Consider the following 15314-nt stretch of genomic DNA (forward strand, 5'->3'; position numbering starts at 1 on the left):
TGAGTCGATAACAATAAGTCGCGCCGATCTTTACTTAAAATCCAAAGGGGAACTTCCATGGCTATTGGCGTGTGGATCAGTCTTTTCGCTTATTTTGCGCTCATGGTGGGCATCGGCCTCTATGCCATGCGCACCTCGACCTCCACCTCCGAGGACTACGTGCTCGGCGGGCGAACCTTGAGTCCGAAAGTAGCCGCGCTCTCCGCCGGCGCCTCGGACATGAGCGGCTGGCTGCTGTTGGGCCTGCCCGGGGCGATGTTCGTCTCGGGGCTGGGCTCGGCCTGGATCGGTATCGGCCTGTTCGTGGGCGCGTTTTTCAACTGGCTGTTGGTGGCACCGCGCCTGCGTGAGCAGACCGTGCATTACGGCAACGCCATCACCATTCCGGCGTTTTTGGCCAACCGCTTTCCGACGCGGGCGCTGTCGCTGCGCACGGTGTCGGCGATCGTCATCGTGGTCTTCTTCGCGGTCTATACCGCATCGGGCCTGGTCGCCGGTGGGCGGCTGTTCGAGAGCGCTTTCGCCGGGGTGATCAACCTGGGTGGGTTCAGCGACTACGGTACCGGCATCATCATCACGCTCGGCGTGGTGCTGGTCTATACCGTGGTCGGCGGCTTTCTTGCGGTCAGCCTGACGGACTTCGTGCAGGGCTGTATCATGATGCTGGCGCTGATCATCATGCCGGCGGTGGTGCTGTTCGGCGAAGGCGGCGGCGGCTTCACTCAGGCCTCGCAAACCCTCAACGAGGTCGACCCGACGCTGCTCTCCTGGACGGACGGGCTCACCTTCATCGGCTGGCTCTCCGCAGTCACCTGGGGGCTTGGTTACTTCGGTCAGCCGCACATCATCGTGCGCTTCATGGCCATTCGCAGCCTCAAGGACGTGCCGATCGCACGCAACATCGGCATGAGCTGGATGGCGGTGTCGCTGATCGGTGCGGTATCGCTGGGTATCTTCGGGCGCGCCTACGCCATCCGTAACGGCATGGACGTGGAAAACCCGGAGACGATCTTCATCATCCTCGCAGACCTGCTCTTCCACCCGCTGATCACCGGCTTCCTCTACGCGGCGCTGCTGGCGGCGGTGATGAGTACCATTTCGAGCCAGCTGCTGGTTGCCTCGTCGTCGCTGACCGAAGACTTCTACCGGCTGTTCTTGCGCAAGGAGGCCTCCGAGAAAGAGACCGTGACCGTGGGCCGAGTGAGCGTGGCGCTGGTGGGGATCGTTGCCGCGATCATCGCCTCCGACCCGGAGTCTCAGGTACTGGGGCTGGTGAGTAACGCCTGGGCAGGTTTCGGCGCGGCCTTCGGTCCGCTAATTCTGCTGTCGCTGATGTGGTCGCGCACCAACGGCGCCGGTGCCATTGCCGGTATGGTGGTGGGTGCAGTGACCGTGATGCTCTGGATCACGCTGGGCTTCAACGCCGAATTTCTGGGCGGGCCGGGCATCTACGAGATCATCCCGGGCTTCATCGCCTCGTTCATCGCGATCATGGTGGTTAGTAGCGCCACTCGCGATGCCGGCGAGTATCGCCATATCGAACGCTAAGCGCTCAAGCATGAACAAGGCCACCTTCGGGTGGCCTTTTTTGTACGCCGTCGCTTAAGTCGTTGAGCCAGATCAAAAAGGCCCTCTGCCGCTGGCGTTACGCTGTACCAACGCTATCAGCGCCAAACGTCACGCTATCACGAGGGAAGCATCATGGGTCGACTCTGGACTACCACTATCACTGCCACCGGGTTCGCCGCGGCCGCCCTCATTACCAGCACCCCGGCGCTGGCCTACGGCCAGGGCGATTTCTTCACCCGCATCGGGGTCGCCAAGGTCGCCCCTAAAAGTGATAACGGCACGCTCGATACGGCGCTGGGCGACCTTGGTGTCGATGTCGAGGATGAGTCGGGCTTCGCCTTTACGCTCGGCTACCGTTTTCACGACAAGCTCGGCGTCGAGCTGCTCGCCGCCCTCCCCTTCGAGCACGACGTTCGCTTGAACGGCGACAACATCGCCTCGACCAAACACCTGCCACCGACGCTGACACTGCAGTACTACCCGCTCGGCGGCACCCAGTCGCGGGTTCAGCCTTACGTTGGCGCCGGGGTCAATTACACCCGTTTTTCAAGCGAGGAAGTAGATATCGACGGCGTGGGGCTGGCGCTGGACGACAGCTGGGGCGCGGCGGGACAGCTCGGACTCGATCTGATCATCGACGAGCACTGGACCTTGAACGCTGCGGCCTGGTACCTGGATATCGAAAGCGACGCCACCGTGGCGGGAAGCGCGGCCGGCAGTATCGACATCGACCCGGTGGTGGTCATGGCGGGGATTGGCTACCGCTTCTAGCCCATGGATCGTTCAAACGCTTGCAAAAAGAAAGCCCGACGCTCGACGCCGGGCTTTTGGCATGCCAGTGCTTAACAGGTAAGCGGCATTTCTAGCCTTCGGTCACGACCTTGTCGACGCGCTCGACGGCCTGAACGACCAGCAGCTGATCGCTTGCGCGCACCTTCTCCTGCTGAAGATAGGCGGCGACCGCCGGGGCGACCTCGCACTTTGCCGGCATTCGCGCCTTGGCCTCGACCAGCGCGTCGAGTCTTGCGATGAAGACGAAGCGCAGCCACTGCGGCAGCGACATGGTATCGACGCAAAATGGCTGGCGGCTCTCGAACGCCGGGGCATCCGGGGTGGGCATACGCCAGAGGCCGGCCGCCTTCATCGCGGCTTCGAGCTCGCGCAGCGACTGGTGAAGCGATGGATGTACGCTCATAAGCTCCTGGGGAGTCGGTGCATGAACGTGCCATTATCGCCTTTTCGCGCCCGCGTTGCCATGAGGGCGCGCATCGCTTTGCCGCCACTTTTACGGTTATCCACGGATTCACAGAAAACCTGCAAGAGGCTGTGGATAAACTATGGAAAGGTGACGAGATGCTTACGGCGATGGGCCCTGGGTCAAGTTGTTCAATTTTTGATCATCAAGAGGCGCTAGCGCGCAAACTCCGGCTGACACCGGGGGCGGCTCAAGGTAGAGTGCCCGTTCGCGAAAGGAAAGGATCACATGCAAGCACTGAATACCCTGGACGAGTTCTTTAAGCGAAGCGGCGCCGAGGTGGCCATTTACCATATGGGCCGACGCGTCACCCCGTGCCCGCGAGAGACGCTGGCCGCCTTCGAGCGCGGTGAGACGGCTTGGCCCATGCCCTGGCAGGGGCAGGCGCGCGTGGCCGTCGCGTTTCGCATCGGCGACATGGCCGAGCCCGCGATCTGGTTTCTCGCCTTTGCCCTCGACGAACAGGGCATGCTGTCGCCGGCTTCCCGCGACGGCTTTTTGAACCGCCTGGTGGAAACCCTGGGGCGTAACGTGGCAAACGTTGGTCAGAATGAGGCGAGCAGTGAGCACTTCATGCAGGACAACCCCCTGGCCTTCACCCCGAGCCTGCCGTTTCAGGCCATGCTCAACGCTCGCGCCACCTTCGACCAGCATCTTCCCGCCAGCCAGCACTTCGAGCCGGTGGAGGCTTACCTGAGCGGTCAGCAGACCATCGACTGGCAGGCATTGGGCCTTCAGGGTATTGCCGACTACACTGTGCGCAGCGACGCGCTCACCCAGCAACACCTGGCCGATTCGATTACGGCAAACCAGTTTGAGCGCGATGTGATTCGCCCACTCTGTCTGTGTTTGGAACACTGCGTGCTCGACGAGCGGCTGGTAATGGCGCTGATCGAGCGCGGCGAGCTTGCCGCAAGCGAAGGCGATATCGAAACGCTGTGCGCCTGCGTACGCGCGGTGGGCGCCAGTGAAAGCGCGGCCGTAGGGCGTTGGTATCTGGCGCTGCTCGAGGACTCGGCGGCGTGCGGGCCGGACGTACTGGCGGCGATCGCCGGGCGCGGCTGGGAGTGGCTAGAAGACGCCGAGCGGCTGCCGCTGTTTCTGCACCGCCTGGCGGCTCGCGAAGATACCGACTTCAACGCCCTAGTGCGCGATATCGCGCTGGTTCCGCGGCTGCGGCTTTTGGTCCTCATGACGCTGCGCGATGCCCCCGAGGGCAGCGCCGTACAATCGCGGCTGGCGAAGTTGGCCCCGCGCCACTAACGTTAATGAAACCAGTCATTAATAAAGTCAGTCGTTAATAAAGTCAGCCGTTAATCAAGCCGGTGGTTGAAGCCAATCCGTTTTCGTAGCGATACCCGGGCCTTATCTGGAATTCGGCCCGGGCCTTCGACCCGGGCGCGCAAGGAGTGATCGTGAAGGAACTACCTTATCAGGTGAAAGCCGTCATCGGGCGTCGCGAAATGGTGACCCTGCCGGAGCTTGGCCTGCATCTTTGCTGCAAGGCCGATACCGGCGCGCGCACCTCGGCGCTTCACGCCGAGGAGATCACGACCGAAGAGGACGAACACGGCCAGCTCTGGATCAGCTTTGTTACCCATAGCGGCGGGCCCGCCACGCCCTCGCACCGCTATACGCTCCATTTGCATGACCGGCGCCGCGTCACCAGCTCCAACGGCCACAGCGAGTGGCGCTACGTGATTCGCACGCCGGTGATACTGGGCGAGCTCAATTTCCCCGTCGAGCTAACGCTCACCGACCGCAGCAATATGCGCCATCCGATGCTGCTGGGTCGTCGCGCCATGCGCCGCCTGCTGGTCGCGCCGGGCGCCGCTTTTTTGCACGGCGAACCCTAAACCTGCACCTCTTATCGTGATCCGAACCGGAGCCCTGTATGCATATTGCCCTGCTTTCGCGTAACCGCAACCTCTACTCGACGCGCCGGCTCATCGAGGCCGCCGAGGCCCGTGGCCATACGGCTCGCGTGGTCGATACCCTGCGCTGCTACATGAGCATCGCCGCCCACCACCCGTCGATTCACTACAAGGGCGCCGAGATCGAGCGTTTCGACGCGGTCATTCCGCGTATCGGCGCCTCGGTCACCTTCTACGGCTGCGCGGTACTGCGCCAGTTCGAGATGATGGGTACTTACGTGGTCAACGATTCGGTGGCGATCACCCGCTCGCGCGACAAGCTGCGCTCGCTGCAGCTTCTCTCGCGCAAGGGGCTCGGGCTTCCGATCACGGGCTTTGCCCATTCGCCGGATGACATTCCCGATTTGATCACCATGGTGAAAGGCGCGCCGCTGGTGATCAAGCTGCTCGAAGGTACCCAGGGAATCGGCGTGGTGCTCGCCGAGACCAACCAGGCCGCGGAGTCGGTGGTGCAGGCGTTCATGGGCATGAAGGCCAACATCATGGTGCAGGAGTACATCAAGGAGGCCAAGGGCGCCGACATTCGCTGCTTCGTGATCGGCGACAAGGTGGTGGCGGCGATGAAGCGCCAAGCCGCCGAAGGCGAGTTTCGCTCCAATTTGCACCGTGGCGGTACCGCCAGCGTCATCCGTATTACGCCGGAGGAGCGCTCGACGGCGATCCGCGCCGCCAAGGCGATGGGACTTCAGGTCGCAGGGGTGGATCTTCTACGCGCCAACCACGGCCCGGTAATCATGGAGGTCAACTCCTCGCCCGGGCTTCAGGGTATCGAAACCGCGACGGGCAAGGACATCGCCGGGCTGATCATCGAGCAGATCGAGAAAAACGCGGCCCCGTCGCGCAAGGCCCCGCCCAAGCCTAAAGGTTAAGGTAAAACCGCTAAAATAATCCGCTCAAGGGGTGGCAAATCCCGGCCACCCCCGCCACAATTTGCGTCACCGAAGGAGGTAGACGCTCATGTTTCTTGATAATCGCCAGGTGGCGATGGACAGCGTGCTGGAAGCGCTGGCCGACAGTATTGACTATTTCCAGGATAACCTTGAACGCCTGCGTCCCTCGCTGCGTGACAGCCTCAAACCGTACTATGCCGCCAGGCTCAAACAGATGCGCCAGCTACAGTCGCTTGCGCGCACCCATCTCAAGATGCTGCCTCGCGATGCCGACGTCGAACGCGACGACTTTCTGTGGCTTTGGAGTCGGCTAAAAAGCTTCGTGGGTAACGACAGCCAGGTACTGATCAACGAGCTGCTGGAGCAGGAGCGGGTGCTGATGCAGGCGCTCTCCACGCTCTTCACCCACCCGCTGCCCGAGCCGATCGAACCGGTGATCGATGCCGCAATGAAAGCGTGTCGCGAGCTGATTCGCGAGCTCTACAGCCTGCAAAAGCAGCGCGCCAAACGCTGATCTTTTGAACGTTTACCGAGCGGGCTTCTTCGGTGCCTGGCGCTCGAGCGTTGCATCGCCCTCTTCCAGCGCGGCGTCCTTTAAAGAGAGTACGACCGGCAGCCGGTAGACCAGCGGTACGTAGCCGGCCTCTTGCGCCTCGCCGGGGCCCACCTCGATGGGCTCCGCCGGGCCGAGAAAGTGGGGCGCGCGCCCCCAAAGATAAAGATCGCCCAGGGTGGCCACTCGGGCGGCGACTTCGCGAAGCCGCAAGCGCCACTCCCCCGCCGCCCGGCGCTGCTCCGCCACGCACCCCGTCACCTCCATTCCCAGCGACCGGCCGATGTAAACCGCCCGCGGCAGATGCCAGCTTTGGGTCACCAGCACCGCCTCATTGAGCTGGAAGACGTCCTTCGCCCGCGCCAGGGTGTCGTAGGTACTGAAGCCGGCGAAATCCAGCGTCATCTGCGTGGACGGTACACCGCGGCGGTGAAGGTCGCGCCACATGGCTCGCGGCTCGTTATAGGCCTGGGTGCGGTTATCGCCGGAAAGTAGCAGGTGATTGACGCGCTCGCGCGCGATCAAATCCGCGGAGGTGCGCATACGGGCGTTGAAGTGAGGGTTTCGAAGCCCGCTGCGAGTCCAGTTCGAGGTGCCGAACACCACCGCCACGTCACTTGTACGGCACTGGGCCACGGGCCGGTCGATGTAGCGGGCGGTGCTGGCCAACACCCAAACGTTGCCGGCTATAAACACGAATGCCGCCAGCAGCAAAAGCGCTGCCAGCGATATCAGTAGCCACTTGATCGTGCGTTTCACGAAACTAGCCATTCAGCAGCGCCCCGGCCGCCCTAGAACATGCCGAGCTCAAGTTTGGCCTCGTCGCTCATCATGTCCCGACTCCAGGGCGGGCTGAAAACGATCTCGGTATGCACCTTCGAGATCTGCGGCGCGCCGAGGATCTTGCTGCGCGCGTCGGCGGCGATCACCTCGCCCATGCCGCAGCCAGGGGCGGTCAGCGTCATGCGAACGGTCACCATCCGTTCGCCGCTGATCAGCCGGTCGATGCGACAGCCGTAGACCAGCCCCAGATCGACGATGTTGACCGGAATCTCCGGGTCGAAGCAGGTTTTGAGCTGATCCCAGACGAACGCCTCGATCTCCGCCTCGGAGGCCGACTCATCGAGTGTCGGTGTGGGCAGGGACTCGAGCCCCAGCGCGTCCAGGTGACGCCCTTCGATCAGGTAGAGCCGCCCTTCGAAGCCCACGCTGACCGTGCTGCCCTTGGCCTGCATGACGCTGACCTCGCTATCCTCGGCCAGCGTCTGGGTGGTGCCAAAGGGAATGGCAATTGCCTCGACATCACGCTGCAGCGGCAATTTCTGGCCTCGGGTCAGGCTTGCGATTTGCTCGATATCCATAGGCGTTATCTCACCATTTTAATGACACGTTCGAGCGCCGCCACGAACGTGTCGACCTCCTCGAGCGTATTATACGCCGCAAAGGAGGCGCGGCACGTCGCCTCGACCCCAAAATGGTGTAAAAGCGGCTGCGCGCAGTGGTGGCCGGTGCGAATGGCAACGCCCAACTGGTCGACCAAAAGCCCGATATCCTGGGAATGGGCGCCGTCGACGACGAACGACAGCACCCCGGCCTTGTTCGGTGCGGTACCGATGATGTTGAGCCCGTCGATCTGGCTTACCCGCTCGGTGGCGTGGGCCAAAAGCGCGCTTTCCCACTGACCGATCGCCTCGATCCCCACGCTTTCTACCCAGCCAAGCGCCTCGCCCATGGCGATCACCTCGGCAATTGCCGGCGTGCCCGCCTCGAACTTGTGCGGCGTTTCAGCGAAGGTCGTGCCAGAGGGCTCGAACGAGACGGTCTTGATCATCTCGCCGCCGCCCTGCCAGGGCGGCATCGAATCGAGCAGCGCCTTCTTGCCGTAGAGCACGCCCGCGCCGGTCGGCCCGTATACCTTGTGCCCGGAGAAGGCGTAGAAGTCGGCGTCCAGATCCTGCACGTCGATCTTCTGGTGCGGCGCGGCCTGGGCGCCGTCGACCAGTATCAGCGCCCCCTGCTGGTGGGCAAGCCTTGCCATCTCCTTGATGGGGTTGATGGTGCCCAGAGCGTTGGAGACGTGGTTCACCGCCACGAGTTTGGTGCGCTCGTTCAGAAGCCCGCGGTAAGCGCGGATATCGAGCGCGCCGCGCTCGTCGACCGGAATCACCTTGAGGGTAAAACCACGCTCGGCGGCCAGAAGCTGCCAGGGCACGATGTTGGAGTGGTGCTCCAACATCGAGATCAGCACCTCGTCACCGGCGCCCAGATTCTGGCGCCCCCAGCTCTGCGCCACCAGGTTGATCGCCTCGGTGGTGCCGCGGGTAAAGATGACCTGACGCGAATCCTCGGCGTTCAAAAACGCCTGAACCCGGGCACGGGTGCCTTCGAACGCCGCCGTCGCCTCGTCGGCCAGCGTATGCAGGCCGCGATGGATATTGGCGTTGTAACGCGTGTAGTAGTCGTTGAACACGTCGATCACGCGCGAAGGCGTTTGGCTGGTCGCCGCGTTATCCAGATACACCAGGGGCTTTCCGTGAACCTCGCGAGCGAGTATCGGAAACTCATCGCGCAGCGCCTTCAAATCGAAAGGCGCCTGGACGGCAGGACGCACATCAATGGCGGTGTCAGGCATGGCTCGCTCCTTGGTGATTAAGCGCTTACTCGTTGAGGGCGGCGGCGATCTCGACCAGCCCCGCCAGGTTGAAGCGCTCGGGCAGTTTGCCCGCCACGGCGAGCTCGACGCGCTCGCTGATCTCATCGAGCGTAACCTGCTCGAGCACCTCACCGGCGAAAGCCAGCGTCAGCAAACCGCGTGCGGTGGCCTCGTCGATACCGCGGGTGCGCAGCGCATAGACCGCCTCTTCGTCGAGCTGGCCGGTCGTGGTGCCGTGAGAGCACTTGACGTCGTCGGCGTAGATCTCGAGCTCCGGTTTGGCGTCGATGTGGGCACGGTCCGAGAGCAGCAGGTTCTGGTTGCTCTGAAAGCCTTCGATCTTCTGGCTGTCGCGCTTGACGTAAACGCGGCCGTTGAACACGCCGTGAGCGCGGTCACCGAGAATGCCCTTGTAGTTCTCGTTGGAGAACGTCAGCGGCGCGTTGTGGTTCACCTTGGTGTGGTTGTCCACGTGCTGGCGACCCTGGCCAAAGAACAGCCCGTACAGGTTGGTATAGGCGTTTTCGCCGTTGAGATCAGCGATGATGTCGTTACGCGCAAGCGCCCCGCCAAGGTTCAGGTTATACGAGGTGTAGACGCTGTCGCGGCTTTGCTCCACGTGAATGCTCGCCACGTGGAAATCGCCGATCGGCGCTTCCTGAAGCTTGTAGTGGGTCAGGATCGCGCCGCGATCGAGCATCAGCTCCGCCACCACGTTGGTGAAGTTGGCGGCATTCGCTTCGCCGGCGTAGTGCTCGATCACCGTCGCTTCACTGCGACCGCCCGCCTCGACGAGAATGCGCGGGTGGCACATGACCGCCTCACCTTCGCGGGAGAGAAACTGCAAAATGATCGGCTTGTCGACCACGGTGTTGGGTGCGATGCGTACCACCGCGCCCTCTTCCATGAATGCCGTGTTGAGCGCGGCGAACGCCGAGAAGTCGACGCTGGTCAGCCGACCAAGCGGTCCGCCGACCGCTTCGTGGTTCTCTTCCAGGGCTTGCGAGAGCGGCAGCACCTGAACGCCCTGGGGCAGCGCATCGATATCGGAAAGCTTCGGTGCGAAAACGCCGTCGACGAAGGAAAGGCGATACGCTTCGACCGGCAGTGTCAGCGTTGCCGCCTGGGCCTGGGAGAACTCGCCATCGTCGGCAAGTTTGAAGTGGCCCTGAGCAATGGCGCGCACGTCGGTGTACTTCCACTCCTCGTCGCGGCGGGTGGGAAAGCCCATCGCCTCGAAGCGGGCCGCGCCCGCCTGGCGGCGGGCGGCGATCCAGCTCGGCTCGCCGCTGTAGTTGACGCTGCGCGTTTTTAGCGTATCCAAAAACGTCTGGGTATCGCTCATGCCACGGACTCCTCGATACCTTCGTATCCGTTCGCCTCGAGGGATTTGGCAAGCTCGGCGTCGCCGGTCTTGACGATGCGGCCATTGACCAGCACGTGCACCTTGTCCGGCACGATGTAGTCGAGAAGACGCTGGTAGTGCGTGACCAGCAAAATGGCGCGATCCTCGGCGCGCAGGCTGTTGACGCCGTCGGCCACGACTTTCATGGCGTCGATGTCGAGTCCTGAGTCGATCTCGTCGAGCATCGCCAGTTTCGGCTGAAGTACCAGCATCTGGAGGATCTCGTTACGCTTTTTCTCGCCGCCGGAGAAGCCTTCGTTGACCGCACGCTGCAGAAAGCTTGCGTCCATCTTCATGAAACCAAGCTTCTCTTTAACCAGCTTCATGAACTCGGGCGCGGGCATTTCGCCTTCACCGCGAGCAGCGCGCTGGGCATTGAGCGCCGACTTCAGCAGATAGATGTTCTTGACCCCCGGAATCTCGACCGGGTACTGGAAACCGAGCAGCAGGCCCGCCTGGGCGCGCTCTTCGATTTCCATCTCCAGCACGTCCTTGCCTTCAAACGTGATGCTGCCCTGGGTCACTTCATAGCCATCCTTACCGGCGATGACCGCCGATAGAGTCGACTTGCCGGCGCCATTGGGGCCCATAATGGCGTGAACTTCGCCGGCGTTGATGGTCAGCGTCAGGCCCTTGAGGATTTCGTTGCCTTCGACGGTGACGTGTAAATCGGTAACTTCCAACATGGTAATAACCCTTCAAAATCCAGCGAGTCGCAGGTGCGACGCTTAAACAACAGGTAGTGGCGAAAAATGCTGGCGTCGGCGCTTAGCCGACCGCGCCTTCCAGCGTCACGTTCAAAAGCGCCTCGGCTTCGACGGCGAACTCCATCGGCAGCTCCTGGAAGACGTCCTTGCAGAAGCCGTTGACGATCATGCTCACCGCGTCCTCTTCACTGATACCCCGGCTCTGGCAGTAGAAGAGCTGGTCTTCGCCGATCTTCGAGGTCGTCGCTTCGTGTTCGATTTTCGCGGTGGAGTTGCCGATCTCCTGATACGGGAAGGTGTGCGCCCCGCAGGTATCGCCAATCAACAGTGAGTCGCACTGGGTGAAGTTACGCGCGCCCTTGGCTCTGGGGCCGATCTTGACGAGTCCACGGTAGGACTGATCGCTACGCCCGGCGGAGATGCCCTTGGCGACGATATAGGAGCGCGTACCCTCGCCCACGTGAATCATCTTGGTGCCGGTATCTGCCTGCTGGCGACCGTTGGTGACTGCCACGGAGTAAAACTCGCCGATGCTGTCCTTGCCGCGCAGCACGCACGAGGGGTATTTCCAGGTGATCGCCGAGCCGGTTTCGACCTGGGTCCAGCTAATGCGCGCACGATCACCGCGGCACTCGCCGCGCTTGGTGACGAAGTTGTAGATACCGCCGACACCGTTCTCGTCGCCCGGGTACCAGTTCTGCACGGTGGAGTACTTGATGTAAGCATCATCGAGCGCCACGAGTTCGACCACCGCGGCGTGGAGCTGATTCTCGTCGCGCATCGGCGCGGTGCAGCCCTCGAGATACGACACCGTGGCCCGGCTTTCGCAGACGATCAGGGTGCGCTCGAACTGGCCGGTATTGGCGGCGTTGATACGGAAGTAGGTCGAGAGCTCCATCGGGCAGGTCACGCCTTCCGGCACGAACACAAACGACCCGTCGGTGAACACCGCCGAGTTGAGCGCGGCGAAGTAGTTATCCGCCTTGGGTACGACGGTGCCCAGGTACTGTTTGACCAGCTCCGGATAGTCGCGGATCGCCTCCGAAATCGAGCAGAAGATCACGCCCGCCTCGGCCAGCTGCTTTTTGAACGTGGTCGCCACCGACACCGAGTCGAACACCGCGTCCACGGCCACACCGGCAAGGGCCGCTCGCTCGTGCAGCGGAATGCCAAGCTTTTCGTAGGTTTCCAAAAGCTTGGGGTCGACTTCGTCGAGACTCTGCGGGCGGTCTTCCGGGCGCTTGGGCGCGCTGAAATACGAGATCGCCTGGTAGTCGATCGGCGGGTAATCCAGGTGCGCCCAGGAAGGCTCTTTCATTTTGAGCCACTGACGGTAGGCGTCCAGGCGCCACTCGAGCATCCACTCTGGCTCGCCTTTCTTGTTGGAAATAAAGGCGATGGTGTTTTCGTCCAAACCAGGTGGCAGCGTGTCGCTCTCGATGTCGGTCACAAAGCCATCTTTGTATTCGCGACGAACCAGCTGTTCCATCTCTTCGCTTGCCATGGTCGTACCCTCCAGGCCGTTGGGTGGCGAGCCTGCTCGCCGTCCATAAAGTTAACGCCTTTGCGTGTCTTAAGCAGACACCGCCGACAGGCTGATCGTTTGAATAGGTAGCGCAATAGGCAGTTTGATCGGTGAGGTATCCGCCAGATGCGAAAGCGTGACGCTCTCGAGGAGCGTGCGCAGCGCAATCGACACCCGCTGCCAGTTGTCGGAGACGCCACAGCTGCCCGCAAGCTCGCACTCGCCTTCGGCATGGCTACACTCGGTCATCGCCACCGGCCCTTCGATGGCGGCAATGATGTCCGCCGCGGTAATTTGGGAGGCGGGGCGCGCAAGCCGGTAGCCGCCCTGAGCGCCGCGCTGGGACGTCAAAAGCCCCGCCTTCGCCAGCATCTTGAGCGTTTTGCTCACCGTGGGGTGAGGCAGGTTGACGGTGCCGGCCAGGTCCGCCGCCGCGTGCGGCGTTTCCGGGTGGCGGGCAATTTGGGCCATCACCACCGCTGCGTAATCTGTCAGCCGAGAAAGCTTTAGCATTGAGGCTCCCGATGGGGGTCGCTTTCGATTGAGGACCATTTTAGTCCTGTATGAAAATGATGTGAAGCCCCGGACTCCCCTATTCAACGAAAAGCGGCGTTTTCGTGCACGTTCGCCGCCAATCCAATCATAAAAGCCAATCATTCTCATTTGTAAGTACTATTATAAGTACTATCGAACCGACGCAAAAAGGCCCGCCAAATGGCGGGCCCCGTATCGATTACATCAGGCTTTTTTGACGAACTGCGACTTGAGCTTCATCGGGCCGATCCCGTCGACCTTGCAGTCGATGTCATGATCGCCGTCGACCAGGCGGATGTTCTTGACCCGGGTGCCGACCTTGACCACCGAGGAGCTCCCCTTGACCTTCAGATCCTTGATGACCGTGACGGTATCGCCATCGACGAGCGGGTTGCCGTTGGCGTCGCGTACCACGCTTTCAGTCTGTACCTCTGCCTCACCGGTTTTGGACCACTCGTTACCGCACTCCGGGCAGACGTACTGCAGGCCATCATCGTAGGTATAGGCGGAATGGCAGGCGGGACAGTTGGGCAGCTCGCTCATCGAAGGCTCCATCGCGGGAAAACAAAGCGAGGGAGCCTACACACATTGCGCCCGTCACACCAGCACTTAGCGCTGGTAGGTACCGACCAGGCGGTTCATACCGAGAAGATGCGGCTCGATTTCGGTGAGCAGTTCCGACAGCGTCAGCCCCTCGGGTAGCGAGGTCTGTTGATCCAGCGCCAGCACCCAAAAGTAATAGAGGTGTTTACCATGATTTTCCGGCGGCATGGGGCCGGCGTAGCCGGGTTTGTCGAAATCGTTATTGCCGGCGGTGCCGGTGGTAGCGCTCTCTGGAAGCTCGGACAAATCGCCTGGCAGGTTGTATAAAAGCCAGTGAACGAAACCGTAGCCGCCGTTTTTGACCAGCGGCGCGTCCGGGTCATGGCAAATCACTGCAAAGCCTTTCGTGCCTTCCGGGGCGCCCTGCCAGGCAAGCGCCGGCGAGACATCGTCGCCCTCGCCGGTGTACTGGGCGGGTATCGGCTGGTGATCAGAAAAAGCGCGGCTGGTGACTTGCATCGTGGATAGCGCAAAGGCCATGTGAAAGCTCCTTCAAGTGTCGTCCATGTAAGCGGGCGCCGTCCCGCGGTTTTAGTGCGTTAGTACGTGGCGGGCAGCGCCAGCGCATCGGCGTGCTGCTGCTGCCACTGGCGAGCCGTGGCCACGTTGTCGGCGTTGGTGTTTGGGTCGAGCGCCCCATCAAGGGTAATCGTGTCGCCGCGGGTTCTGGCCATCAAGAGCGGGTCCTGGGTGGCGAGCTCCAGCGCGTAAAGCGCGAGCATCAGCTCAAAATCGTCCCGAGTATCGAGGCGGGCCAGCAACAGCGGCACCGCCGGCAGACCGATCTCGCCGAGCTTCTCGGCGGCGACATAGCGGGGCCCGTGGCTGCCCGGCGCGACAAAGCGCGGATCCGACAGTCGGCTAACGAAGTAGGCCGCCCGCTCTTCGGGGCTGGTGGCCAGCGGCGGCTCCCAGTAGATATCGGTCATGCCGTAGCGAGGCATCGTCGTGTAGCCCGTGCTGGTGCTTTGCGGCGTTTCTGGCGCTGTTGCCGGCGTGGCCGGCGGTGGCGTGCGGCCTGCGCAGCCGGCCAATAAAGCGGCGGCGGCGAGCGCCAGTACGGCACGTGCGCGTTTTCCCATGTTCATCACGTTTTCTCAGGCCCTTCTCTCATGTCAAGGCGTAGCGATTGGGTGAAGGCCGCCGATCATGATGACCAGCGCCCCTGGCGCTTGAGGCGCTTTTCGACCCAGTGGTCGTAGTAGCGGCGAAGCCCCTGCTTGATGCCGGGCAGGCCGATAATATACGCCCCCGGCACGAGCCAGGGAATACGCTTCATCAACAGCCGGTAGGCGTCGATCCCTTCGATGATACGGCCGTTTTCAAGCTCGATGTGCAGCGAGCGCAGCGCGGTGTCGCGTGCAATGCCGCGCGCGTTGAGCGTCTGCTCGTACTCGGTGACGTCGCACCACGCGATATCGTCGCCTCGCCGCCCGGCCAAGCGTTCGAAAATTCGCCGGTCCTTGCGACAGCTCGGGCACTGGCCGTCGTAAAAGACCCGCAAATTATCGCGTTTGGAAATGTCAGGGTGATTCATGGGCAGTCGCTCCCTTTCGAGACTTCAGTGTGGCACTGCCCGGAGACAACGCAAGCCGCAGTGGGCGATGAACATCGATAAAAAAGCCCGCGCTTTGGGAAAAGCGCGGGCTCGAGGGTCGAGCCGCCGGGCGCATTACCCGGCGCGTT

General features: G+C 62.2%; 18 protein-coding genes. 6 read left to right on the forward strand and 12 right to left on the reverse strand.

What is annotated here, in order from left to right; genetic code table 11:
- Positions 1-57: 57 nt before the first annotated feature.
- Both putP and RN346_RS10670 read left to right on the forward strand, forming a co-directional pair.
- Positions 58-1548 carry a sodium/proline symporter PutP gene (putP, locus tag RN346_RS10665; protein WP_263586817.1) on the forward strand — a complete coding sequence of 497 codons (1491 nt, stop codon included), beginning with the start codon at positions 58-60 and terminating at the stop codon, positions 1546-1548.
- Between the two features lie 153 nt (positions 1549-1701).
- A complete protein-coding gene (locus RN346_RS10670) occupies positions 1702-2340 on the forward strand; it encodes an OmpW family outer membrane protein (protein ID WP_311961117.1) in 639 nt (212 codons plus the stop codon).
- A 91-nt stretch (positions 2341-2431) separates the two neighbouring features.
- Here RN346_RS10670 and RN346_RS10675 read toward each other — a convergent pair whose 3' ends face one another.
- The gene (locus tag RN346_RS10675) at positions 2432-2764 is read right to left on the reverse strand and encodes a YqcC family protein (RefSeq protein ID WP_263586815.1); all 333 of its coding nucleotides are present in this window, start codon (positions 2762-2764) and stop codon (positions 2432-2434) included.
- Between the two features lie 288 nt (positions 2765-3052).
- Between RN346_RS10675 and RN346_RS10680 the strand changes: the two genes are divergently transcribed.
- From RN346_RS10680 to RN346_RS10695, 4 genes are all read left to right on the forward strand, one after another.
- Positions 3053-4087, forward strand: a complete 1035-nt coding sequence (locus RN346_RS10680; RefSeq protein ID WP_311961118.1) for a DUF3549 family protein — start codon at positions 3053-3055, stop codon at positions 4085-4087.
- A 152-nt stretch (positions 4088-4239) separates the two neighbouring features.
- A complete protein-coding gene (locus RN346_RS10685) occupies positions 4240-4680 on the forward strand; it encodes a RimK/LysX family protein (RefSeq protein ID WP_311961119.1) in 441 nt (146 codons plus the stop codon).
- A gap of 38 nt (positions 4681-4718) precedes the next feature.
- Positions 4719-5627 (forward strand): 30S ribosomal protein S6--L-glutamate ligase, encoded by a 909-nt coding sequence (rimK, locus tag RN346_RS10690; protein ID WP_263586812.1) that lies wholly within the window; start codon positions 4719-4721, stop codon positions 5625-5627.
- A gap of 88 nt (positions 5628-5715) precedes the next feature.
- Positions 5716-6162 (forward strand): hypothetical protein, encoded by a 447-nt coding sequence (locus tag RN346_RS10695; protein ID WP_252109740.1) that lies wholly within the window; start codon positions 5716-5718, stop codon positions 6160-6162.
- Positions 6163-6174: 12 nt separating this feature from the next.
- Here the strand turns inward: RN346_RS10695 and RN346_RS10700 are convergent, their stop codons facing one another.
- The 11 genes from RN346_RS10700 to RN346_RS10750 form a co-directional block, all read right to left on the reverse strand.
- Positions 6175-6972, reverse strand: coding sequence for an ElyC/SanA/YdcF family protein (locus tag RN346_RS10700; protein WP_311961120.1), 798 nt, complete (start codon positions 6970-6972; stop codon positions 6175-6177).
- A gap of 20 nt (positions 6973-6992) precedes the next feature.
- Positions 6993-7562 carry a putative Fe-S cluster assembly protein SufT gene (sufT, locus tag RN346_RS10705; protein WP_263586810.1) on the reverse strand — a complete coding sequence of 190 codons (570 nt, stop codon included), beginning with the start codon at positions 7560-7562 and terminating at the stop codon, positions 6993-6995.
- Between the two features lie 5 nt (positions 7563-7567).
- Positions 7568-8833 carry a cysteine desulfurase gene (locus RN346_RS10710; RefSeq protein ID WP_311961121.1) on the reverse strand — a complete coding sequence of 422 codons (1266 nt, stop codon included), beginning with the start codon at positions 8831-8833 and terminating at the stop codon, positions 7568-7570.
- Between the two features lie 25 nt (positions 8834-8858).
- On the reverse strand, positions 8859-10199 hold the full coding sequence (gene sufD / locus RN346_RS10715; RefSeq protein ID WP_311961122.1) for a Fe-S cluster assembly protein SufD: 1341 nt from the start codon (positions 10197-10199) through the stop codon (positions 8859-8861).
- The gene (sufC, locus tag RN346_RS10720) at positions 10196-10945 is read right to left on the reverse strand and encodes a Fe-S cluster assembly ATPase SufC (RefSeq protein ID WP_263586807.1); all 750 of its coding nucleotides are present in this window, start codon (positions 10943-10945) and stop codon (positions 10196-10198) included. The genes sufD and sufC overlap by 4 nt, the downstream gene beginning before the upstream one ends.
- Positions 10946-11027: 82 nt before the next feature.
- Positions 11028-12470: a Fe-S cluster assembly protein SufB gene (gene sufB / locus RN346_RS10725; RefSeq protein WP_263586806.1), complete on the reverse strand. Its 1443-nt coding sequence runs from the start codon at positions 12468-12470 to the stop codon at positions 11028-11030.
- A 69-nt stretch (positions 12471-12539) separates the two neighbouring features.
- Complete coding sequence (locus RN346_RS10730; RefSeq protein WP_263586805.1) at positions 12540-13004, reverse strand: SUF system Fe-S cluster assembly regulator; 465 nt, start codon at positions 13002-13004, stop codon at positions 12540-12542.
- A 225-nt stretch (positions 13005-13229) separates the two neighbouring features.
- Positions 13230-13568: a zinc ribbon domain-containing protein YjdM gene (locus RN346_RS10735; RefSeq protein WP_311958214.1), complete on the reverse strand. Its 339-nt coding sequence runs from the start codon at positions 13566-13568 to the stop codon at positions 13230-13232.
- A gap of 66 nt (positions 13569-13634) precedes the next feature.
- Positions 13635-14108, reverse strand: a complete 474-nt coding sequence (locus RN346_RS10740) for a YbhB/YbcL family Raf kinase inhibitor-like protein (RefSeq protein ID WP_311961123.1) — start codon at positions 14106-14108, stop codon at positions 13635-13637.
- A 59-nt stretch (positions 14109-14167) separates the two neighbouring features.
- Positions 14168-14710 (reverse strand): hypothetical protein, encoded by a 543-nt coding sequence (locus RN346_RS10745; protein ID WP_311961124.1) that lies wholly within the window; start codon positions 14708-14710, stop codon positions 14168-14170.
- Positions 14711-14775: 65 nt separating this feature from the next.
- Positions 14776-15165: a thiol-disulfide oxidoreductase DCC family protein gene (locus RN346_RS10750; RefSeq protein WP_263586801.1), complete on the reverse strand. Its 390-nt coding sequence runs from the start codon at positions 15163-15165 to the stop codon at positions 14776-14778.
- Between the last annotated feature and the right edge of the window lie 149 nt (positions 15166-15314).

Source organism: Halomonas sp. PAMB 3232 (assembly GCF_031954225.1).
GTDB lineage: Bacteria > Pseudomonadota > Gammaproteobacteria > Pseudomonadales > Halomonadaceae > Vreelandella.